Genomic DNA, 22,593 nt, shown 5'->3' on the forward strand with positions numbered 1-22,593 from the left:
CCATAACCTAGCCTGTATGGAGACGTACAAGCACTTAAGTACATGCCCCCTTGCAGAAAGAACATGGAATAACGGCCCGGCTCATAAAGTAAGTTAGAGATAATCAACCGGTCAAGGTGTGCATGTTTTGCAGCAATCCGATCTAAGAGCCCAGCTCAAAGAATTCCTCGTAGAGCTGATAAAGGTTGCTGAGACGAGGCTTCCTGTAGACGTTTACGAGGCGCTCAAAAAGGCCTATGAGACCGAGGAGAACCCTATCGCGAAGCAGCACCTGGAGGCAATACTTAGGAACAGCGAGCTTGCAGCAAAACTAGGTAAGCCGATATGCCAGGACACGGGCACCCCGGTCTTCTACGTTGAGATGGGGGCAGAATTCCCGCTACGCGCCGAGTTCTATGACATTGCTAGGGAAGCTGTAAGGGAAGCTACTAAGCTAATCCCGTTACGCCCCAACGCTGTTGACCCGTTCCGCAAGAAGAATACGGGTGACAACACTGGGCGCTTTGTGCCATGGTTCGAGGTAGAGATAGTCCCCGGCGACGAGCTACGAGTCACCTTCGTGGCGAAGGGCGGCGGCAGCGAGGCGCCATCCACGCTCAAAATGGGGCTACCAATACGCGGTGTGCGCAACGTATGGGAGACAGTACTAGAAGCAATAGTGGAGGCCGGCCCTAAGCCATGCCCACCAGTAGTAGTTGGTGTCGGTGTTGCAGCACTAAGTGACCAAGCCATGGCGCTTGCTAAGAGAGCAGCCCTACTCCGCCCACTAGGCGAGCGACACCCCGAGCCAGACATTGCAGAGCTAGAAACCAAGCTCTTAGAAGCAATAAACGAGCTAGGGATAGGCGCACACGGCTTCGGAGGCAAGACCACGGCCCTTGACGTCCACGTAGAGTACGCCCACCGGCACCCAGCGACCTATGCTGTAGCGGTTGCGACGAACTGCTGGGCACTACGCCGCGCAACAGGCTACATAACCTCCAGCGGTAAGTGGGAGATAACCTCAAAGCACATAACAGGTTAAGACAAGAGGTGGGACCCATGGCCCGGATATATCACCTACGTACACCCCTAAGCGAAGAAGATGTAAGGCAGCTAAGAGTAGGCGACACAGTATACTTGTCGGGAATAATCTTCACTGCCAGGGACGCGGCGCATAGAAAGATCCTCGATCTCATTAACCGCGGAGAACCATTGCCCTTTGACCCCAAAGGCTTAGCTGTCTATCACGTGGGCCCCGTTGTGCGCAAGAAGAACAGTGAATGGGAAGTAATCGCCGCTGGCCCCACGACGAGCGCGAGACTTGAACCAGTCGAGCACGAGTTCATAGCCAAGACGGGCGTACGCATGGTCATAGGAAAAGGAGGAATGGGGAAGAAGACAGCTGAGGCATGTAAGAAGTACGGCGCAGTCTACGCAGTGTTCACTGGAGGAGCAGCAGTACTAGCAGCCCAGGCAATAAAGAGAGTCGTAGACGTCTACTGGCTAGACGAACTAGGTATACCAGAAGCAGTATGGCTCTTCGAAGTAGAGAACTTCGGCCCACTAACAGTAACAATAGACTCAACGGGCAAAAACTACTACGACGAGATACTAGAAAACGCTAAGAAGAAAGCCCAAGAAATACTCGCAAAGCTACAATAAAACTCGCAGAACCCTAGAGTTTTCTTCCCTATCTCCCTAACCTCTTTCTACTTCTACCTTAAAAGAGAAGATGGCTTAGAGAAAAATCGTGTTCAGCGAAAATAAAGAGGTCATAGTGGGCTGCGTCTTGGCTACTCTTTTAGCCATTCTTCTCTGAAGTCAATCGTTACTGGCTCCTTGGCTTGTTGCTCCGGGTCTACACCCGGCAATAGGTTATGCTTAGGATACTCTGCCTTCACTTCTCTCAGTGGCTTCTCTAGAGGCCCTGCTACGGGGCTTCCCTTCTCTTTCTTCCAGAGCCCCAGTCTTCGCAGGAACACTATTCTTCGTAGGCGCTGTATTGCAGCAGCCGGGTCAACCTCCTTGGGGCATACTGCGCTACAGCTTGCTGCGAAGTGGCAGCGGTGGCATCCATGCTCAGTATCTACTACTACTATTCTCTCCTCGGCGCCCTCGTCGCGCACATCTGCTATAAAGCGGTAAGCCTGGGTTAGCGCCTGTGGGCCTAGATATTCGGGGTCACTCGCCGCGACGGGACAAGCGGCGTAGCAGAGCCCACACATGATACACAATGTATACTGGTATATCTCTTCGAGCTCCTCGGGCTTCATTAGGAACTCTCTAGGCGCCTCATCAACCTCCTTGGGATCCTTCCTTATAATGTACGGCTTAATGCTCTTGTGCTTCTCGAAGAACCCGGAGAAGTCTGTTATTAGGTCTCTGACTACCGGGAAGTTCGGCAGCGGCTCTACAGTTATCACTGGGTTCTCTGGAGTTGCTACTGCGCCTACCTGGGTCTGACAAGCGAGCCTCGGTACACCATTGATGAGCATGCCGCAGCTGCCGCATACACCCATGCGGCAGCTATACCTCATGGATAGTGTGGGGTCAAGGTGCTCCTTGATCCATAGCAGTGCGTCGAGCACGGTCATGCCTCTATAGGTCGGTATCTTGTACTCTTGCCACCATGTCTTGTTCTTGTCTGGGTCGTATCTCTTGACCCTAACTATTACCTCTTTAGGGGGCTCGGGTATTGATTTTAGTTCCTCAGCCATATTTGGGCACCTCTAACCTGGTCAGCTCTAATCAATTCACGGGCTAGGTCATTGCTAGTACTGTGTGTAAGCCTATGGCTCCAAAAATAACGAACAATAACCATATGACAGTTTCAACGAAGATTCTCCATCCTTTACCGGTGCGTAGCTCGAGTAGCATTCCGCGTAGCCCATTAAGTCCATGGAACAGTGCTACGATGAGCAATGTTCCTAGAATCCATCCATAGCTCGAGTACGCCTTCTTTACTGGCTCCACCTCGACGCTTTCCTCGTAGCTCTTGGCACCTAGGGGGCTCAGTCCGGGCACTCTTTCTATTAGGTGGAAGGTCAATACGAATATGAGTATGATTGCCGTTATGTATTGCCATATCTGTATACTTGATGCACGACCCATTTCCCCTTCACCCGATCATGTATCATGTAATTTTTAGAATATTTTTCCGGTGAAAATCAGTATGCCAGCGAGTATCCACGCGATGAAGCTTAGCACGAAGACTACGTATATGGCTGTTCTCTGTCCGCTCCGGAGGCTTGGCGGAATGTATGGCGGCTTCGGCTTCTCCGGCCTACCTATCCCTATGGCACAGAACTCTACGCAGAGCAACCGTATGCCATTAAGCCCGTGGTAGAATACTGCACCAGCAACAATCCACTCGCCTATCTTGTTGACCCAGCTAGTGCTAAAGCTGCTCATTATCTCTGTCCACTTAGCAGGGTTCGTCGTATAACTTGTAACAATGATGTGCGCCAAGAGGTAGAAGATTATTATTGCGCCAGTGACTCTGTGAAGTACGAAGGCTACTCTTTCAGGATTGTTCTTAATTTTTAGGAGCCAAGGGTTTAGGCTTGCAGCCCAGAATCCAGGCATATTGCGCAGCTTAGGGGGCTCCTTCTTCGACTTCTCGGACACGGATTCTCACCCAGAACCTTGATTCAATCACATTATAAAACATCGTTGAAAAGGACTAGTACTTTCTCTCTATAGGTTTCCACGTGGTTATTGTCACAGGTATGTATGTTACCTCTAGCTTGCCGTCAGCGTTCATGTACGTTATTGTGTGCTTGAGCCAGTTCTCGTCGTCTCTCTTGGGGTAGTCTGTTCGGAAGTGTGCTCCGCGGCTCTCTGTTCGTAGAAGCGCACCGTAGGCAACGCTATAGGCTACGTCAAGCATGTTCTGCGTCTCGAGGACGGTTATGAAGTCTGTGTTGTAGATGCGGCTCTTGTCGCTCGGGTATACGTTCTTCATTGCTTCTCGTAGCTTGAGTATTGTCTGGAGTGCCTTCTTCAGCCCAGACTCGTCGCGGAACACGTAGACGTACTTGTCCATTGTTTCTCTCAGCTGAGCCCTAATCTCGTAAACCGTTGCGGATCCTGATTCATGTTTGAGGAGCATGTCGAAGATCCTTTTCTCCTCCTTCTGTATGCTCTCCTCGCTCGGCTTAGGCTCGGGTGCTCGTAGCTCCTTCATCTTCATGACGTATTGTGCTGCTTGTCTGCCAGCTATCCTGCCGCTTGTGAGGCACTCAGCGGTGCTGTTCGAGCCCAGCCTGTTGGCCCCGTGCACGCTGGCACATGATACCTCGCCGGCAGCCCATAGCCCCTTTATCCACTTATTCTCGACGCTCAGTACCCGGTAGTATATGTCCGTGTGTATGCCTCCCATTGAGTAGTGGGCTACCGGTCTTACAGGTATGGGTTCCTCGACAGGGTCTATGCCTGCGTGCTTTATGGCGATCTCTCGGACGGCTGGGAGGCGCTCGTTGATCTTCTCTTCGCCGAGGTGGCGTAGGTCTAGGAGGACGTACTCGAGGCCGCTAACTGGGTCTTTGAAGCCGCGCCCCTCGAGGATCTCTGTCATCTCTGCCCGCGAGACCACGTCTCGCGGTGCTAGCTCCATTTTCTGCGGAGCATATCGCTTCATGAATCGTTCTCCCTTGTTGTTGATAAGGTAGCCTCCTTCGCCTCTCGCGCCCTCGGTTATCAGTATGCCGCTTGGCACTAGGCCGGTCGGGTGGAACTGTATGAACTCCATGTCTTTGAGCGGTATCCCAGCCCTCAGAGCCATTGCCTGGCCGTCGCCGGTAACAGTGTGCGCATAGGTTGTGAACTTGTAGATGCGCCCAGCGCCGCCGGTGGCGATTATTCCTGCTCTTGCGCGGAAGACGAGGAACTCTCCGGTCTTCATGTCTATGGCTGTTACTCCCTTGAACTCGCCGTTCTCAACTATGAAGCTAGTGACGTAGACCTCGTCGTAGCGGTCCCAGTTCTCATAGCCTACTAGGCGGCTGTAGAGGGTCTGCATCTCGTAGAAACCAGTCTTGTCTGCCGCGAAGCATGCGCGCGGGAAGCTGTGGCCTCCGAAGGGCCTCTGCGCTATCCTGCCGTCCGGCCTCCTGCTCCAAGGCATGCCCCATCGCTCTAGCTGGCGAATCTCCTCGGGAAGAAGCTTAACCATCATCCATACTGCGTCCTGGTCTGCGAGGAAATCAGCACCCTTGATAGTGTCCCATGCGTGAAGGGCAAAGCTGTCGCCCTCTTCGGGGTAGAGGACTGCGGCGGTTCCTCCCTCTGCGGAGACGCTGTGGCTCCTCATGAGCTGGATCTTGCTTATGAGTGCGAGGCTTACCTTGTCGCCGGCAACCCTCTTTACCTCCAACGCGGCGCGGAGGCCAGCAATGCCCGAGCCGATAACGACTATGTCGTAGTAGAGTGTGTCTGTCAAAACTATACGCCTCTATCGGGCACGAAATCTCTCTTTGCTCCAAGTATCAAAGGGGGATGGTAGGCCTCATTAAGTGTATTGGCTGCTATACTGTCTAACACTTAACACCGGTTTCACGATAAAAACATTATAGTATAGAATCTATTATTATCTTACCTTTTCGCCAAGAAATTATTGCGCTAATTCATTAATACTGTGGAAAAGAGCAATAATTCGCCGTGGTAGCGCGATTTGAGCGCAGACAAGTGCCCCGAAAGACTTGTCGTCATAGGTGGCGGCTTCGTAGGCCTCCACGCAGCCGTACATGCTGCTAAAGCTGGGGTCAAGGAGGTAATAGTTATCGATATAAGCAAAGACGTAGTTGACCGCATCAATAGCAGTGACAAGGACAAGCTACACGTCCGCGAGCCATATGTTCTAGAAAACTGGGATACTGTGCACCGCAAGATACGCGCCTCGACGAGCTACAGCGACGCCAGCGGCGCCAGACACTTCATAGTAGCTGTGCAGACGCCGAGGCGTGGGGAGAGGGTAGACTATACTCCGCTGAGGAGTGTCGCGGAGAGTCTTGCTCAATTCCTCGGCCCGGGCTCGCTCGTCGTCTCCGAGGTGACGATCTATCCTGGTGGAACCTACGAGCTACTAGCAAAGCCTCTCTCAGAGCTAAGCGGGCTAAGGCTTGACGAAGAACTCTTCGTGGCCCATGTGCCGGAGCGGCTCAGCGCTGGGTCGAGGAAATGGACTCCTGAGAACATTCCCCGTGTCGTGGGCGGCATAGGGCCTAGGAGCCTGGAGGAGGCTCTCAAGCTGTACCGCGACTGCCTTGGGGCCCTCGTGCACCCGGTCAACGATATACGCGTGGCCGAGGCCTCGAAGCTACTTGAGAACAGCTTCCGCCTCCTCAACATATCGTACGTGAATGAGCTGAAAAGATTCTTCGACAGAATAGGCCTAGACATCCGTGAAGTCATAAAGGCTGCCTCAACGAAGCCATTCGGCTACATGCCTTTCTATCCCGGCCCCTACGCTGGGGGCGCGTGCCTGCCAAAGGACTCGCTCATGCTCGAGGAAAAGACGGGCTCGTTGCTCCTAAGAATCGCCCGCTACATTAACGAGTCACAGCCTCTGTACTATGCCGCATTGCTACTAAAACGGATACGCCGAAGCAGCGCGAAGAGGATACTCTTCTACGGGCTCGGCTTCAAGCCTAACTCGCCTTACCCCGTTGAGAGCCCAGTGCTAAGGGTGATAGAGGAGCTTAGGAGCCTAGACCCGGGCCTCGAGATAAAGAGATTCGACCCACAGATACCCTGGCTCAGCGACTTCGCCTCAGAGCCGGAGGCCCTGGAGTGGGCAGAGATAGTTGTCAGATGGGGATACAAGGACCGCCCACTAAATAAACCGGTTATCGATCTCGAGAAACTATGAAGCGGGAAGAGATCTCAATGAGAGACAAGGCTGGGAGCCGGGTACTCTTAACAGCGGCGCCTGGAGGCCACTCAGGCTACGCAGCAGCCATAGCACACTACCTTAGGGAGCAACACGGCGTGGAACCAGTCTTCATCGTGGCAGAGCACGATGAGTGGACACCCCAGAAGCTCTCAAGACTAGGCCAAACCATAAGGGTGCCTATGCCTAGGCGCCCCGGCGAGCCGCTCTTCAAGACTCTTCACCGGTGGCCCCGGGCGTTTCTCCGCGCACTCAGCATCGTGGATAAGGATTACCGGGTCCTCGTAAGCTGTGGTGCAAACCTAAGCGTCGCCCCAGCACTAGTGGCTAAGGCTAAGGGCTTGCGACTAGTAAATGTTGAGAGTATTGTGAGGCTAGTAGAGCCGGGACGAACCCCTAAGCTGCTCCACCGCTTCGCCGACGAGACACTGGTCCACTGGCCTGAGCAAGCAAAACTACTACCAGGCGCGAGAGTGGTCGGCCCAATCTATGAGCCACCCCGCTACAAGCCCCGCGACGAAGGATACATACTGGTCACAGCCGGCACAATGGGGCACCGAGAACTCTTCGACGCCGTCTCGGAGCTCGGACTACGAAACATAGTCCTGCAGACCGGCAGAGTAGACCCCGAGCCCTACAGGAGGAAGCACCCCAACTGGATAGTGTTCCGCTACGACCCCGACCTCGACAAGTGGATAGCGGGCGCAAGCATAGTGATAACCCACTTCCCCGGAATGACTTCGGCCACCGCTGCACTGGCCTACCAGAAGCCCGTAGTCCTAGTAGCATCACGACACCTCATACTATCAGCTTCGCAGAAAAATGCGCCACTCTACGCGGAAAAAATAGGTGCAGTATATGTTGACGAGGTAACGCCGAAGAACATAGAGAAGGCAATAGAGAGGGCCGAGAAGATAAAGCCAAAGAAGCACCCTAACGGAGCCGAGAACGCGGCCAAGATAATAGCCGAGATGCTGAAAGAGAGCCGATAATCACGAGAACCCTGGTAGGGTTAGGCTAGGTTGCGGCGCCTAAGCCACAAACAGCGCCAACACCCCTGCTGCCGCAAGGGCTACCGAGGCGAGCTATGCGAACTACTAGAAGCCCTACTACGCAACGCAGCAACCCTATTCGACAAGAACGACTGCCTAAACAGCGACGGGAGACGCTTATTCGAAATCATGGTCAGGCTTCTCCTAGACGAGCACCCAGAGCACAGAAGAGTAGTTGGCAGAGCTAGAAAGAAACCATGTATAGAGGAAATAGTTAGCTTAGCCTCACTGACATTCTATGAATGTGATGCACTAGAGCTTTATCATAAAGCACGGGGGATCATTTCACCTTATTCATATGTGCGTCCACAGCGACAATAATGCTATTGTCTACAAATAAGCCACATCTGCTTTGACTTCCCGTAATTAATCTTATACATGCTCATTAGATCCGACCGTATACTAAGAATCATCTTTGCAAGCCGCGTGTATAAGCTTGCAATGTTGTCCTATCAAGATACTTGACTCATATGATACTAGAGTTTTGCCGCCTAGGGGTTAGAATTATATATGGAGGATTTTAGCTAATAATAATGTAGAGATAGGTGTCTGGTTTTGCGTGGCCAAGCACGTACTACTTCTATTATAATAGCTACAATAATAATCATCATAATAGTTGGTGGACTAGCCTGGTACTATAGCTCGCGTGGAGGCAAAACAACGCCAACTACTTCTCCACCGCTCTCTTCGTCTACCTCGTCGCCAGCTACTTCTCCAGCAGCTCCGGCAACAAGCACTCCTACCGGTAAGGTAAAGATTGTATGGGCTTCAACACAGCTAGTCCCACCAAAAGAGCAGGCATTCGTTAAGCAGGAACTCTTGCCGTCCTTTAAACAGGAGACGGGGATAGATGTAGAGTTTGTCGGAATGAGCTATAGTGATCTCTCATTGAAGCTAGAAAGCGAGGAGAAGGCTGGCAAGGTTACTATTAGTGTTATTGCTGACCTCCATGGAGGGCTCGACCTTTTTGCTAGCAAGGGGTGGCTAGAGGATCTCAGCAAATTCCCTCCACTTAGCGGAAGGACATTCCCAAAGATCCTAGAGGATTATAGCCACCTGCACGGAATAAAAGCGTATGTCCCATGGCTCACAGCAACGTATGTAATGGTGGTGAACAAGAAGGCCTTTGACTACCTCCCGCCCGGCTTAACAAAAGAAGATGTAATAATGGGCACCGAGAAATGGACCTATGATGCACTGCTAGCTTGGGCAAAGAACCTCTACGAGAAAACCGGTAAGAAGCTTCTAGGCTTCCCGGCAGGACCTCACGGCCTATTCGTAAGATTCTTGCACGGATATCTATACCCGTCATTTACCGGTGCCCAAGTAAAGAACTTTGATAGCCCCGATGCAGTAAAGATGTGGAATTATCTAAAGGAGCTCTGGAAATACGTCAACCCTGCAAGTACGACATGGGATGCAATGGCTGACCCACTGCTAAGGGGAGAGGTCTGGATCGCCTGGGACCACACAGCCAGAATAAAAGATGCTATAACGACAAAACCTGAAGACTTCGTTGTCGTACCGACCCCTAGAGGACCCAAGGGACGTGGCTTCATACTAGTAATAGTGGGGCTCGCCATACCCAAGAATGCACCACACGAAGATGCTGCATGGAAACTTATCGACTACTTGACGAGACCCGAGACAGAGGTAAAGATCCTTAAGAATGTAGGCTTCTTCCCAAGCGTACAAGAAGCAGCAGGAGCAGTTCCTGAAGGCCCGCTAAAGGTTCTCGCAAAAGGCGTTAACAGCCTCCTGAACACGAAGGACGCATTAGTAGCCATGATTCCTAGCCTAGGAGCTAAGGGAGGAGACTTCAAAGAGATCTATATAACAGCGTTTCAGAGAATAGTACTACAAGGCCAAGACCCTGCAAGCGTTACAAAGGAACTAAAGCCGCAACTATTGAAGCTGTTTGAAGAGGCAGGAGCGCCCCTACCGCCGCCAGACAGCGGATAACCGACATAGTAACGCTCATTGACGCAAGAGGGGGCTCGTATGGCATCTGCCTCACACGTTTTTTCAATTACGCACGGAGCAAGCAGTTATACAAGGTTGGCGGAAAAACTAGATAGGATAATGCCCTACTTGCTTGTAACGCCTGCGCTCATCTACATGCTCTTCTTTATAGGTTACCCGCTCCTCCAGGGTATCAGACTCGCGTTTTTGGATGAACATGGTCACTTCACTACGGCGAATGTAGACTATCTCTTAAGTAGCCCACTTTCAAGATTTAAAGACGCACTCGTCTATACAATAGTTATTACTGGAATAGTTGTTCCGACAGAGTTCGTGATAGCCCTATTGATGGCGTTCTTTTTTAACAGTTTCCGTTTCCGCGGAAAAAACGCAGCCATTTATGTTGCAATACTTCCCTTAACTATAAGCGATGTAGCTGCAGGCCTTATCTGGTACTCTATGCTAACTGGTAACGGATTTATAAACAAGCTTCTTATTAATCTCGGAATCATTTCGCAACCTGTACAGTTCTTCGGATACGCGCACCGGGACATGGAGCTCTTAGCCATAGTGGTTACTGAGATTTGGAGAAGTACTGCAATAGTGTTCGTAATCCTACTAGCTGGTCTACAGATGATAAGCTCGGAGTACCTTGAGGCTGCTGAGGTTTTTGGTGCATCAAGTTTCCAGAGGCTTCGTTATATCGTATTCCCGTTGCTACTCCCAAGCATACAAGCAGCGTTAATTATCAGAACCCTCTTTGCTCTACAGATTTTTGGCGATGTATGGATACTTGCTGGGCGCGACATACCTGTCCTCGCAGGAGAGGCCTACTACGAACAAGTGGAACTCCACCACGCGGGCGTTGCAGCGCTTTATGCACTAGTCATAGCGGCTATATCTATAGCTCTTGGAGCTTTCTACATCAAGGTTTTCCGTGCAAAATACTTGGAGACGGGGCGTTAAGCTATGAGTGAACTAAGCCCAACACTTTATGCGCTTAAGGGCATATTGGTGGCAGCTACTGTAGCAATAATTGTGGCATGGGTGCTTGTACCCATACTCATATCAATACTATATGCCTTTGCACTTCCAGGCGACTACTATAATCCCCACAAAATTATCCCAACAAGATTCACGCTTGAGCACATAGACGAACTACTAGTATTAGGTGCGAGCAGAGCAGCAACTAATAGCATAGTTGTGGCACTCTTAACTATTGCTATAAGCTTCGTACTAGGACTTCCCGCTGGCTATGCCTTCGCAAAGTTCTTCTTCCCGGGCAAAGACACGCTAAAGCTGCTCATAGTAGGCCTTAGGATGTTCCCTGTAATAGTAATAGCAGTACCCCTTGCCACGCTCTACATAAGGATAGGTATCTACGATACATCTCTTGGTGTAGCCCTGGCACACACCGCTATGGCGCTCCCCTTCGTAATCCTAGTTACCTCTAGCATCTTTGCCGGAGTCCCTAGAGACCTTGAGGAAGCAGGACTTGTTTTCGGTCTTACAAGGCTAGGGGTCTTTGCCCGGATAACACTGCCTCTGGCTCTTCCCGGGCTAGCAGCTGCAGCCATATTCACATTCATAATGTCTTGGAACGAGGTATTTATAGCATCAATACTGACGACTCTGAATAGAACGCTGCCTGCATTCATACTCGTATCAGCTATGGCTGCTCCTGACTTCATTAAGTTCGCGGCATCTTTCCTCATAGTTCTTCCCGCAATGGTGTTCGTTTTCATAGCGAGGAGATACCTTATAGCAATGTGGGGTATAACGATAAGGTGAAGCTTATGGTGGATGTACACTTAGTTGGTGTAACTAAGCGGTTTGGCAAAGTAGTAGCAGTAGACCATATAGATCTTGATGTTGAGGACGGTGAATTCATAGTATTGTTGGGGCCGAGCGGCTGCGGTAAGACAACAACACTGCGCCTCATAGCAGGCCTCGAAAAACCTGATGAGGGGCATATACTCTTTGGGAACCGTGACGTAACTAGGCTTCCTCCGAGAGAACGTAATGTCTCGATGGTCTTCCAGAGCTATGCTGTTTGGCCGCACATGAGGGTCTTTGATAACATAGCATTCCCGCTCCGCATAAAGAAATACCCCGAGGAGGAGATAAGGCGGAGAGTGAAATGGGCTGCTGAACTCCTCCAAATAGAGGATCTCCTTGACCGCTACCCCGCCCAGCTCAGCGGTGGCCAGAGACAGAGGGTTGCAGTAGCTCGCGCAATAGTTGTTGAGCCTGACGTGTTGTTGATGGATGAGCCTCTAAGCAATCTTGATGCATTACTAAGAGTCAAGATGAGGAGCGAACTCAAGAAGCTTCAAAGAAAGATAGGAGTCACGACAATTTATGTTACGCATGACCAGGTTGAGGCAATGACTATGGGGGATCGTATAGCCGTCATGAATAAGGGCAGGATAATGCAGATAGGGACGCCCGACGAGGTTTACAACAAGCCTGCAAACCTCTTCGTGGCGGGATTCATTGGGAGCCCTCAAATGAATTTCATAGATGCAAAAATAGTTGAAGAGGATAAAGGCCCAGTAATAGACATAGGTTTCGCGAAGATACCGATACCTAAAGAATACTCTGAGCTAGTCAAGCCGCTAAGGGAGCAAAAGGTCGTTGTTGGTATAAGGCCGGAGCACATCTATGTCGAGGAAAGGTGTCGTGAAGGAACGTTTCCGCTCGAAGGCATAGTAGACTTTGTTGAAATGCTTGGCTCAGATACAATACTTCACGTAGACGTTGGCGGTAAAATATTAGTAGTGAGGCTCAGCGGGAGCCGTAGTTTCAAGCTAGGTCAACGAATAAGGATATGCATAGACATACTGAAAACGCATATCTTTCGCCAAAGCGGGGAGACAGTATTCTGAATAGCTCGGCCATGCAATGCCCTTTCACGTGCTTAATTCATTCATCATCAAGGTGTGTTGAAAAGTGCAGGGCACTAGTAGCGCATATGACTCGATAGATAGGGTGCTTAGGTCTATAGGAGAGAGCGAGATAGTTGTTGGAATACCTTCCCGTAACGTTGCTCACACGATAGCCTATGTGTTGCACAATACTGTTGAGGGCTTGAAGAAGTACTTGGCTGGCACATCGGCATCAATAATAGTATGTGATGGTTATTCTAATGACCCTACAGTTGATATTGTTAAGGCTTATCGGAAGAGCACCGATATTCCTATATACATTATACCCAATAACGTGTCTAAAGGTAAGGGAGGCGCAATAAAACGCATAATAGAACTCGTATCTGAATACTCAAGCGCGAAAACGCTCCTCTTGATCGACAGCGATCTCCGAAGCATTACTCCCGAGTGGATACCGCTTCTACAGAAAGCTGCTATGTGTGGCTTCGGGGCGCCAAACTACCATAGGCACAAATATGATGCAACAATAACAAATTTTGTTGCAAGGCCATTAGTGGCTCTAACGTTTGGGTTAAACATAAAACAGCCTATTGGAGGTGATTTTGGTCTCTCAAGACGCTTAGTAGATGTGTTAAACTCTAGCCCGCTCTGGAATAAGAATCCGTGGGCACTATACTTCGGCATAGACATCTTCTTGACTATAACAGCGCTCGCGGAAGGATTTGATGTGTGCGAGGCTCTTCTGAAAGCGAAGATACATGAGAGCAAGGATCCGGCTAGGCATCTTAAAAGCATGTTCATTGAGGTAACGGGGAGCACCTTCATATCTCTTAGTTACTACCTTGATAGTTGGAGTAGGCTGGAGCTTAACTCGGTTAGAGAGCCAAGGGTTATACGTGAACCCGAAGTCCCTGATATGTATCCGTGGGAGGTTAGGGTAAACCCGGAACTAGCCTTAGAGGCCTTTAAGGAAGGCTTACAAAAATACGCCAAGCTCTACGAGACGATATTCTCGAAGAACGTTTTTGAAGAGATTAGAAGAGGGCTAGGCCTCAGCAGCGATACTTGGAACAAGGTATTAATTGAGCTGCTCGCTTACAGCATTATAAAAAGAACAACTAATGTGAGAGAGATTCTTGATGCTATGTTCCACATTTGGCAAGGCAGGCTCTATAAGTATTACAACGAGACAAGAAAACTTAGTAATGAGGAAGCATTGCGCCGAGTAGATAGGGATGTGAAGTCAATAATTGAGCTGCGTGACATGCTCCTAGAACGTATCAAGCCGAGGCTTAGCTAGCACACTTCCACTATATAGTTCTTTTCCGCGGCTTAGCAAAAGCATGATGAGTGAAGCGTCATGGGTAAGGAGAAGGCTTGGTGGAATAAGCCCTTACGCGTTCTTCAATTCAATTTTGAAGATAGCTTGGGCTTGTTTACCCCTCGTATACGGGGACGCGATGTAGCAGAGCTTGCCAAGAGAATCTACGCCAACATGGTGGTGGTGTTTGCTCGCGATGCCTTCGGCTACACGTATTACCGCGGATCAGGCATTGGTCCCATGAGGCCTAGTCTGCGCGGTGACTTTCTACGCGAACTCCTTGAAGAAGCACATAGGCATGGTATACGAGTAGTAGCAATGGTAGCTCATACAACGAACAAGCTACTCTACATGAAGCATACTGAGTGGGCCCAGAAGAACCTGCGTGGAGAACCAGTGCTACTCGAACATGCACCAGCGGAGACGGCTTGGGAACCAGAATGGCCTCTACTCTGCCCCAATAGCCCCTTCTTAGAACACGCTGCCAAGGAGGTGAGTGAGGTAGTGGGCCTGGGAGTTGACGGGATATTCTTTGATAGTTTTCGTTACCAGCCGGATCCTGAGAAGGCTTGCTACTGTGAATGGTGCCAAGCAAAGTTCAGAGAAGAACACGGCTATGACATGCCAACCAAGCCCGATTGGGACAATCGTTTGTGGAGAACCCTCTGGGACTGGAGATACAGTGTTGTAGTAAGGGCTCTCCAAAGACTGGCAAAAGAAGCGAAGAAGACGAGCAAGGAGATACACGTTATGTATAATAGTCATCCAGGTGGATGGGCTGGCCGCACGAACCGAGTAGTCGAAATGGCGCGGGGCATCCTTGACGGGGTCTTCGCGGAGTGTAGTGAGGCTGACTTCGAGCCGCCGGGCTTCATAGCGGAGATGGTGAAGCTCACCCGCGCTATGGCCGGGCCTGGTGTAAAAGTGTATGCATCCCGCAATGCTTTCCACTCGCTGAAGCCGACACAGCCAGCTCCGCCTCCCCTAATAAGACAAGGTCTTCGCGAAGCAATAATTGCTGGAGGTGAACCCTGGGTACTAGTATTCTCAAGCATGCTTGCTACGACGAAGAGTTTTATCGAGCCCGTCGAGCAGGTTTTTAGGGAGCATGAGAAGCTGGAAGAATACCTTGCTGGCGCTGAGCCCCTCCGATTCGCTGCGATAGTTATCTCAAACACTGTTAGGGACCACTATGGTAGACTAGAGCCAAGTAAGTACGTAGACGAGACACGGGGCTTCTACTATTCTCTGCTACAAAGCCATATACCAGTAGAGTACTTGCTTGACAAAGATGTGTCAAGCATGAGTAAGTACTATAAAGTGTTAATACTTGCTGACACTGCATGCACGGACAGTGAGTTGTTAAATGCTCTACGTAGTCATCTTGAAGAAGGTGGGACGATTATTGCCACACATCAAACAAGTCTCTATGATGGAGAATGTTTGCCGGCAGGAGGGTTGCTGGCAAGCAACATACTTGGTGTAGAACTCCTCGGTGAACCCATGACACTAGAATGGGCTTATATCGAGCCCACTAAACCAGGCTTCTTTGGCATCGAGGAGCCGCTCCTCGTAGGCGATAACCCGAGAGATATGAGAAAACCACTACACTTGGCAAGCCTAGTACCAGTAACATCTCTTGACGATAGAGAGGTGCCGCTGCAGATAAGACTTCCTGCCTACCGATATGGCCACGAATACACTCTTGGCCGCTCATCGCCTCCTCCTGGACCGCGTACAGAGCTACCAGCGCTAGTACTCGGGAAGAGAGTTGCATACTACCCCTGGCGCCTCGGAGCAAACTATTGGGCCACGGGGAACCCTGTGTACAGAAACCTTATAGTAAGAACACTTGAAGCCCTAGGAGGGGAACCACCGCTCCATATAGGTGCTCCAATAACAGTCCTCGCTGAGCCATGGAGACAGAAGGACAGAGTCATAGTACATCTGCTCAACTATACAGCAAACCAAAGAATACTAGCAACAGGCTTTACAGGAGCAAAACAACCCCTACCGAGCTACAGTAGTGGTCCTCCAATACACCCCGTTACAGAAATCATACCAGTACACGACATCGAAATAAGAATCGACCCAAGCTTATTCGGGTACAAAAGAATCAAGGCATACTCAGCGCTGGACAAGAGAACAAAACTTGAAACAAGAATCAATAACAACAAAATAATTATCAAGATTAGTAGGCTCAAAGAGTATGACGTTATAGTCGTTGAGCCTGAAGCCTAGCTCCTCTTCCATAAGACTCTCAAGCAGGGTCCGGCTACAGCCAAAGGGATCACCACTATGACAATGCATAATTGTGACGCCTACCACGCCCTCGCAGTAGGATTAGTAGCTTTTTTGCTTGCAACAATAATTAGTCTCACCCTACAGCACCTTGTCGGCGAGTCTCTTATAGTGTTCCTAACTTACCCTGCTCTTAATGGCCTTCTTGTAGCGGCTTACGCTACTCTTAACCATGAGTGCTGGCATATGTACGCGGCTGCGTTATTTGTAGGACTTCCGGCCATACTTGCCAGCTCCGTAGCCCTGGCTGCTGCCCATGAGAGTGACATAGAGCCTATTATACCCTTGGTAATCTACTACGCTATTGCATTATTTACGTACACCTTATCCTATTTAATTATCGGCTTTATTGTGCGAAATAATCGGCCTTGTTCAAGCAATAATGGGTTCCAACATTGCTACCTTGATGCACGTATGCACTATCTCTGCAACTGAAATTATATATCTCACTAAAACTCGCCATACGAACATATATGAATCGATTAAAGAATATAGAAGGATTTGCAGTACTGCTTTGTTGGAAAGATTGGGGGTGGTGGACCGGCCGGGATTTGAACCCGGGACCTCTCGGGTGCGAACCGAGCGCTCTTCCAGGCTGAGCTACCGGCCCACCCTCTTTGCCCAGGGTTTCCGTGTAGTATGCATGGGTTTCTCTACGAGGCAGTTATATTGTCTTCTATCTTGGAGTACTTGTCTTTGCTGATGCGCTTTCCACGGCCTTTCTAACCTCGGATATGCTTGGCAGCTCTGCTATCATTCGCGCTCTTAGCGTTATTGTTACCTCTCCCTCTTCCGATGCGTACGTGACGTCGTATTCCTCTACTCCTCTAAACTCCTCTGACTCCTCGATTAATGTGGAGAGTTCTTCCTCGAAGCCTTGCTTGTCGAGGCCCTTGTCAACGCGGAGCGAGTAGACTGCTTCCACGCCGTCGGGGCTAGCATCTATGAATATGCTTACTACGCCGTTCCCGGGTGATAGCTGTACGACTATGCGTGGCCCATAGGGGTCTATCTCGAAGCTCTCAACGCTATCAATGCTGGCGCCCAGCGGCTCTATGATCGGCTTGAGTGCGTTCTCTAGTAGCTTTACGAGCTTCTCACGCCGATTCTCCAATATTTGCTCGCCCCGGCCACGTCCTTGACCTAATTTAGGTGCTCTCGTTGAGTTAAGTGTGTTCTCTCCTCACCGGTTCTTGCCGAATCCTTTACCCTTTTCGAACTAATCCTTTAAGACTCCTAGTCCTAGCATGTTCACTTGTGCAGTGCCCCACCGCCCTGGGTGCTACGAAGTGATTGTGGAGAATTATGTCCGGCCAGCTATACCCCGGCTTCTAGGAGAAAAAGGCTTCATCTATATTGCTAAGGCCCGGGAGCTCGCAGCTAAGGGCATAAGGGTTGTAAACTTCGGTGTCGGACAGCCCGATTTCAAGCCTCCTCGTCACGTAATAGAGGAGGCTAAGAGAGCCCTTGACGAGGGGTTCACAGGGTACACTGAGTCCCAGGGTATAAGGGAGCTGAGAGAGGCTATCGCCGACTACCTTAACGAGAGGTACGGGGCAGGTGTATCTCCCGACGAGATACTCGTAACCACGGGAGCGAAGACAGCCATATTCATGAGCGTCTTCGCGCTCCTTGAGCCCGGGGACGAGATACTGGTTCTCGAGCCAAGCTACTACGCCTACTCTGAGGCAGCGCGCGCAGCCGGGGCTCGCCCCGTCTTCGTCCCATTGGAGTGGAGGGGGCCGAGCGAAGGCTTCCGGATAAGCGTCGAGGCAGTCGAGGAAGCAATAACCCCTAGGACGAAGCTCATGGTTCTCAATAATCCTCACAACCCTACGGGGACGGTGTTCTCCCCGGAGGAGGTGGACGCGCTCTACGACATAGCGCGGAGGAAGAAAATAGTTATACTCGCCGACGAGATATACGATAACTTCGTCTACGAGGGCAGGTTCAAGAGCCTGCTCGAGCACAGCGAGTGGAAGGACTACGTGATATATGTTAACGGGCACTCCAAGACCTTCGCGATGACCGGGTTCAGGCTAGGCTACCTCGCCGCCAAGAAGGAGGTTGTAGCAGCTCTCCGCAGGCTGGCAGTAAACATCTACAGCTGTGCCCCAAGCATCAGCCAGCGAGCCGGGGTAGCTGCTCTTCGCGGGCCCTGGGAACCAGTGAAAGAAATGATAGAAGAGTATCGTGCTAGGAGGAACCTGGTCTACGAGGAACTATCCAGGATACCTGGCTTCGAGGTAGCAAAGCCCCACGGAGCCTTCTACATCTTCCCAAGGATAGCAAAGATACTGGAAGAGGCAGGTCTAAGCACCGACGAGTTCTCCGAGAAGCTGGCAGCAGAGAAGGCAGTAGTAGCTCTCCCCGGCACCAATTTCCCAGACAAGGCCGGCGAGGGATTCCTGCGGATAAGCTTCGCGGTCTCCAGGGACGATATACGCGAGGGAGCGAAGCGGATCAGGGGGTTCGTCGAAGAACTCCTAGCAGGGTCGAAGAAGTAGCGCCACTAGCCCCTCCCTCTAAGCGCTATTTTCTTAGCCTAGGCAAGGACTATCCCCCTGGAAAAGGGTCTAGGAGGAGTGCAGCAGGGCCGGCAGGCGCCGCGGAGCCTTGTAGACCTTGTCCTAGGGGAGGCTGGGCAGCTCCTAGAGCTGAACCCCGGCATCTTGGAGAAGAGGTTCAAGGAGAGGGAGATATACCAGAGCCTAGTCGTGGAGCCTCCCCTCGCTATCCGCCTAGACGGCGTTGGGTGGGGGAGGCGGCTCCGCGGCAAATATCGGTGGCCGCGCGACCCAAGTGTTCACCGCGCCCTCGTGGATGCTGCTGCCGAGCTACTAGGGTTCCTCAATGCTTGCTGCGCCCTAGTGATAAGCGACGAGGTGAGTGTTGTCCTCGTCTCGGAGCCGCCATATGGCGGGAGGGTTGAGAAGCTCGTGAGCACGTCGGCTGGCCTCGTCTCTGCGACAGTGTCGAGGCTTCTCGGAGAGACGCTCTACACTGATGCGCGGATAGCCAAGCTCTATAGTGTCGGGGACGCGGAGACGTATATATTGTACCGTATGAGGGTCGGCTTCAACAACTACGTCTCAAGCCTATACCACATGCTCCCAGGCTCGGCTAGGGGCCAGACACCAGGGCTCAGAGAAATGCTCAAGGTGCTAGCGGAGCGCATCGTCAGCGATGAGGCCTGGGAGCCTTGGCGCCTAATGGGGACGTGTGTGGCGAGAATGCCTGCAGTCAAGCGAATCGACGGGAGAAGGGCTAGGAGGAAGAGAATAGTAGCTCTTGACGCCTCCCCGGGGCTCTGTAAGCGGATGATTAGGGAACAATTCTCAGCCCAGAGCACGTAGGAGGGCAAGGGATGAAGCTATAAGTGCGGCTTCGAGCCCATAGCGTTGCAGGGATTGAGGCCCAGTAGGGAGGTGCTGGGCTGGTTGAGCAAGGTTGCTCAGCTGAGAGGCGTCGAGCCACGCGTGGAGAAGCCTTGTAGAGTGGTGGCGATTGTCAGCGGTGGCCCCGACAGCTTCGGCTACATGGTCCAGTGGCTTGCCAGAGGCTGCACCGTGCACGCTCTTAGCTTCAACTATGGGCAGAAGGGTAGCAAGGAGCTAGAGGTAGCCAAGCGGCTCATAGAGAAGGCAAATAGGCTCGCCGAGGAGAAGGGCTGGGGCAGGATAGTCGAGCACCGCGTAGTGGACATAGGGTTTATGAGGAGCCTGTGGATCAGTAGCCAGCTGACTAGCGACGAGCTAGAAGTCACAGAGGAGTACCAGCCAACAGTAGTTGTACCCATACGCAACGTCGTAATGCTCTCAATAGCCACCGCCTACGCCTACAGCCTCCTAGACAAGCACCCCGACGAACACGTATACGTTGTCTACGGCTCGCACTACAACGACATCAAGCCCAGGGAGGACACCTGGGAGCCACTGTACCCCGACTGTAGCCCGGAGTGCATCGAGACGCTGCAGACAGCTTTCCGTATCTGCCACTTCCGCGGCGCACGCCGCCTAGAAATCTGGAGCCCGAGCCGCCAAGGCTTGACAAAGGCGGAGAACTTGCGCAGGACCTACGAGCTGGTCGGAGACCTTGTCTATGAGACCTGGAGCTGCTACCTAAGCCACCGCCACCACTGCGGCCGATGCGAGAGCTGCAGGAACCGCCACCAAGCATTCCTGGAAGCAGGGATACCAGACTGCACCCTCTACGAGCACCCACCCGGCAACCCAGAGGACTTCGTCAGAGTCGGCGACGCATACGTCCACAAGAGCTGCGCCCACCGCTACACCTAGGGCTGGTCTCCCCTAGCAAAGCAGCTCCTTCCCTATACGCGGCGGGTAAGCGGTTCTACTGGTTTCCCTCTAGTACACTTGTTCATGACAACACTTAATTCTAGGCAACCGTTCCCTCAACATATTGGGGGACTCGTACCCCCGGGTATACGCTAGGTGATGAGTTATCAGGTCTAGGCGGCTGCCGCCAAGACCGGATATAGGTTCGGGCCTCGTATCGCTTGGGCTGTTCGCGGTACTCGTTGCAGCGGGGATCAGTGTAGCGGCGGCGGCGATAGTCGCGGGCATCATAGGTGTGATAGTGCTCCCCGCGTTCCTCTTCGTGAGAGAAGTAGCCGTGTTCAGCCCCACTAGGGTTCTCGAACCCCAGGAGGCTGGCCTAGTGGCAGAGTGGTTCCTCAAGGCTGCCCGGCTCCTCGGCATAGGCAGCCTATCAATATTCTATACTTATAGGAAGGGCGCTGGGCTCCAAGTAGTACAGCTCAGCGGCTCCCCGGTTTCATCTAGGCGCGGAGAGGAGAGCGGGAGCGTGCAGGGAGCCCTAGCAGTGCTAATACACCGCGCCGCCTGGCACGCCATGCCGGCCGTGACGCGGCTTGAGAAGAACGTGTTCGTAGCTATACCTGCCAGGATAATGGAGACTCTGTACTCCTTGGCTGGGAAGGGTGCACGGGGAGCCTACCTCAGCCTCCACACCCGTGGCCACGTCAAGCTCGTCTACAAGACCCTCTACGAGCTAGCCTCTGCAGGCCAGTCCCGTACAGGCAACGACCGAGTATACGCCTCCTACCTAGCCACAAAGACCTTCACGAGGATGCTCGTAGAAGGCGATATCAGGATTAGCCCAGAGCTAGCCGAGAAGATAGACTCACTAGTCCCCGTCGAGCCGCCCTGGATAAAGAGACGGGTGCTCAAACAAATAGAAGAGGAGTCAAGAGCATTCATAGAGCCCTAGCCGCGGGGAGGCAGGCAGCTCAGCAAACCGCGGCACAATACCCCCACCCCACGAAGCCCCTGGGCGTCGGGCAAGGGTGGGGTCATCACTGCTGAGCAGAATCCCTCTTCTCCACGGGCTCCGTGCGGCAAGCGATCCCCACGGAGGGCCGGCGTGTCGGCAGAAAAGCACTTCTTCACAGCCCTCTGTGCCTGGGCGCGTTGTGATTCCTACCTGGCGGGTTTTTCTCTCAGACACACCGTAAGTATTGAGGGACCGGTTTCTGGGGTTTAGGGATTACTTTCTTCGACCCTTATCTCTAGGCTAATCGGTGTTTCTGAGCGAAGCGTGTCGGCTACCGGGCAGCACTTCTCCGCCTCCCGGACCAGTTTCTCAAGGACCTCTTTCGGGGCCTTGCCCTGGACGCGTATGGTTAGCCGGATGTTCTGGAGCCCGGGCTTCGCCTTCCCAACGAAGCCCCGAGGATCGACGTCAGCCTCTGCCCGTGCCTCTACGAGGCCCACCTCTATGCCCCTGCGCGTAGCGTGGAGCCTCGTAACCATGGTTATGCAGGCTGCGAGCGCGCCCAGCAAGGCCTCGAGCGGGCTGGGCCCCTCATCGGTGCCACCCAGCTCCCTCGGCTCGTCAAGCATCATTACGTGGTTCCGGGCCCTCGCCTCGACGCGGAATCCACTAGTGCTCTGGGTCTCAACAACTATGTGGAGCATGGTGGGATAAACACCCCGTGTCAGAATGATTTCTTAGTATGCGCAGTTTAAGTAAGTATCCACGCTTTGGATACATAGCGTGGTGTTTGCCTGGGATCCCTTCGGCTCCGGGGCTCAACAAGGAGGGGAATAAGGGGCGTGTAGAAACTACTTGGTTACTGGGGCCTGTGAGATTCTGGGATCAACGAGACCCATGCCGGCGAGCCCCCTGGTGGGTGATGAACGGGCCTGCCGCCAC

The 22,593-nt window shown here is 52.1% G+C and carries 21 protein-coding genes and 1 tRNA gene; 15 read left to right on the plus strand and 7 right to left on the minus strand.

All coding sequences use genetic code 11. The features are described 5' to 3' along the window. Positions 1-127: 127 nt before the first annotated feature. On the plus strand, positions 128-1,024 hold the full coding sequence (locus tag SBG41_RS08460; RefSeq protein WP_317895105.1) for a fumarate hydratase: 897 nt from the start codon (positions 128-130) through the stop codon (positions 1,022-1,024). Positions 1,025-1,041: 17 nt separating this feature from the next. Beyond that, complete coding sequence (locus SBG41_RS08465; RefSeq protein WP_317895106.1) at positions 1,042-1,644, plus strand: FumA C-terminus/TtdB family hydratase beta subunit; 603 nt, start codon at positions 1,042-1,044, stop codon at positions 1,642-1,644. Positions 1,645-1,775: 131 nt separating this feature from the next. On the opposite strand, the gene SBG41_RS08470 is transcribed toward SBG41_RS08465, so the two are convergent. The 4 genes from SBG41_RS08470 to SBG41_RS08485 are packed head-to-tail and all read right to left on the minus strand — an operon-like array spanning position 1,776 to position 5,422. Then, positions 1,776-2,699, minus strand: a complete 924-nt coding sequence (locus tag SBG41_RS08470; RefSeq protein WP_317895107.1) for a succinate dehydrogenase/fumarate reductase iron-sulfur subunit — start codon at positions 2,697-2,699, stop codon at positions 1,776-1,778. A gap of 43 nt (positions 2,700-2,742) precedes the next feature. After that, positions 2,743-3,093, minus strand: a complete 351-nt coding sequence (locus SBG41_RS08475) for a hypothetical protein (protein ID WP_317895108.1) — start codon at positions 3,091-3,093, stop codon at positions 2,743-2,745. Positions 3,094-3,126: 33 nt separating this feature from the next. Continuing rightward, positions 3,127-3,609: a succinate dehydrogenase, cytochrome b556 subunit gene (gene sdhC / locus SBG41_RS08480; RefSeq protein WP_317895109.1), complete on the minus strand. Its 483-nt coding sequence runs from the start codon at positions 3,607-3,609 to the stop codon at positions 3,127-3,129. A 55-nt stretch (positions 3,610-3,664) separates the two neighbouring features. Then, positions 3,665-5,422: a succinate dehydrogenase/fumarate reductase flavoprotein subunit gene (locus SBG41_RS08485; RefSeq protein ID WP_317895110.1), complete on the minus strand. Its 1,758-nt coding sequence runs from the start codon at positions 5,420-5,422 to the stop codon at positions 3,665-3,667. 231 nt (positions 5,423-5,653) lie between these two features. On the opposite strand from SBG41_RS08485, the gene SBG41_RS08490 reads away from it, so the two are divergent. The 9 genes from SBG41_RS08490 to SBG41_RS08530 all read left to right on the plus strand — a co-directional run bounded on the left by SBG41_RS08490 (position 5,654) and on the right by SBG41_RS08530 (position 16,335). Then, a complete protein-coding gene (locus SBG41_RS08490; RefSeq protein ID WP_317895111.1) occupies positions 5,654-6,850 on the plus strand; it encodes a nucleotide sugar dehydrogenase in 1,197 nt (398 codons plus the stop codon). Beyond that, complete coding sequence (locus tag SBG41_RS08495; protein ID WP_317895112.1) at positions 6,847-7,863, plus strand: UDP-N-acetylglucosamine--N-acetylmuramyl-(pentapeptide) pyrophosphoryl-undecaprenol N-acetylglucosamine transferase; 1,017 nt, start codon at positions 6,847-6,849, stop codon at positions 7,861-7,863. Before SBG41_RS08490 ends, SBG41_RS08495 begins: the two co-directional genes overlap by 4 nt. A gap of 30 nt (positions 7,864-7,893) precedes the next feature. Further along, entirely contained in the window at positions 7,894-8,244 is a 351-nt protein-coding gene (locus SBG41_RS08500; RefSeq protein ID WP_317895113.1) for a hypothetical protein, read from the plus strand. Between the two features lie 234 nt (positions 8,245-8,478). Then, positions 8,479-9,885 (plus strand): ABC transporter substrate-binding protein, encoded by a 1,407-nt coding sequence (locus SBG41_RS08505; protein WP_317895114.1) that lies wholly within the window; start codon positions 8,479-8,481, stop codon positions 9,883-9,885. A 120-nt stretch (positions 9,886-10,005) separates the two neighbouring features. Then, on the plus strand, positions 10,006-10,851 hold the full coding sequence (locus tag SBG41_RS08510; RefSeq protein ID WP_397470803.1) for a carbohydrate ABC transporter permease: 846 nt from the start codon (positions 10,006-10,008) through the stop codon (positions 10,849-10,851). Between the two features lie 3 nt (positions 10,852-10,854). Further along, complete coding sequence (locus tag SBG41_RS08515; RefSeq protein ID WP_317895116.1) at positions 10,855-11,676, plus strand: carbohydrate ABC transporter permease; 822 nt, start codon at positions 10,855-10,857, stop codon at positions 11,674-11,676. A 5-nt stretch (positions 11,677-11,681) separates the two neighbouring features. Beyond that, positions 11,682-12,773: an ABC transporter ATP-binding protein gene (locus SBG41_RS08520; protein ID WP_317895117.1), complete on the plus strand. Its 1,092-nt coding sequence runs from the start codon at positions 11,682-11,684 to the stop codon at positions 12,771-12,773. Between the two features lie 64 nt (positions 12,774-12,837). Then, a complete protein-coding gene (locus SBG41_RS08525) occupies positions 12,838-14,073 on the plus strand; it encodes a glycosyltransferase (RefSeq protein WP_317895118.1) in 1,236 nt (411 codons plus the stop codon). Positions 14,074-14,133: 60 nt separating this feature from the next. Then, positions 14,134-16,335 (plus strand): alpha-amylase family protein, encoded by a 2,202-nt coding sequence (locus SBG41_RS08530; RefSeq protein ID WP_317895119.1) that lies wholly within the window; start codon positions 14,134-14,136, stop codon positions 16,333-16,335. A 593-nt stretch (positions 16,336-16,928) separates the two neighbouring features. Here SBG41_RS08530 and SBG41_RS08535 read toward each other — a convergent pair. Further along, a tRNA-Ala gene (locus SBG41_RS08535) sits at positions 16,929-17,005 on the minus strand. A 66-nt stretch (positions 17,006-17,071) separates the two neighbouring features. Continuing rightward, positions 17,072-17,509 (minus strand): hypothetical protein, encoded by a 438-nt coding sequence (locus tag SBG41_RS08540; RefSeq protein WP_317895120.1) that lies wholly within the window; start codon positions 17,507-17,509, stop codon positions 17,072-17,074. 175 nt (positions 17,510-17,684) lie between these two features. Between SBG41_RS08540 and SBG41_RS08545 the strand changes: the two genes are divergently transcribed. The 4 genes from SBG41_RS08545 to SBG41_RS08560 all read left to right on the plus strand — a co-directional run bounded on the left by SBG41_RS08545 (position 17,685) and on the right by SBG41_RS08560 (position 21,648). After that, the gene (locus SBG41_RS08545; protein WP_317895121.1) at positions 17,685-18,902 is read left to right on the plus strand and encodes a pyridoxal phosphate-dependent aminotransferase; all 1,218 of its coding nucleotides are present in this window, start codon (positions 17,685-17,687) and stop codon (positions 18,900-18,902) included. Between the two features lie 78 nt (positions 18,903-18,980). After that, positions 18,981-19,751 carry a tRNA(His) guanylyltransferase Thg1 family protein gene (locus SBG41_RS08550; RefSeq protein ID WP_317895122.1) on the plus strand — a complete coding sequence of 257 codons (771 nt, stop codon included), beginning with the start codon at positions 18,981-18,983 and terminating at the stop codon, positions 19,749-19,751. 84 nt (positions 19,752-19,835) lie between these two features. Continuing rightward, positions 19,836-20,693, plus strand: a complete 858-nt coding sequence (locus tag SBG41_RS08555; protein ID WP_317895123.1) for a 7-cyano-7-deazaguanine synthase — start codon at positions 19,836-19,838, stop codon at positions 20,691-20,693. 295 nt (positions 20,694-20,988) lie between these two features. Then, a complete protein-coding gene (locus tag SBG41_RS08560; protein WP_317895124.1) occupies positions 20,989-21,648 on the plus strand; it encodes a hypothetical protein in 660 nt (219 codons plus the stop codon). A 269-nt stretch (positions 21,649-21,917) separates the two neighbouring features. Here the strand turns inward: SBG41_RS08560 and SBG41_RS08565 are convergent, their stop codons facing one another. Further along, positions 21,918-22,355, minus strand: coding sequence for an OsmC family protein (locus SBG41_RS08565; RefSeq protein WP_317895125.1), 438 nt, complete (start codon positions 22,353-22,355; stop codon positions 21,918-21,920). Positions 22,356-22,593: the final 238 nt, after the last annotated feature.

Origin of the sequence: Pyrofollis japonicus, assembly GCF_033097485.1 — an archaeon.
Taxonomy (GTDB): Archaea; Thermoproteota; Thermoprotei_A; order Sulfolobales; family Pyrodictiaceae; genus Pyrofollis; species Pyrofollis japonicus.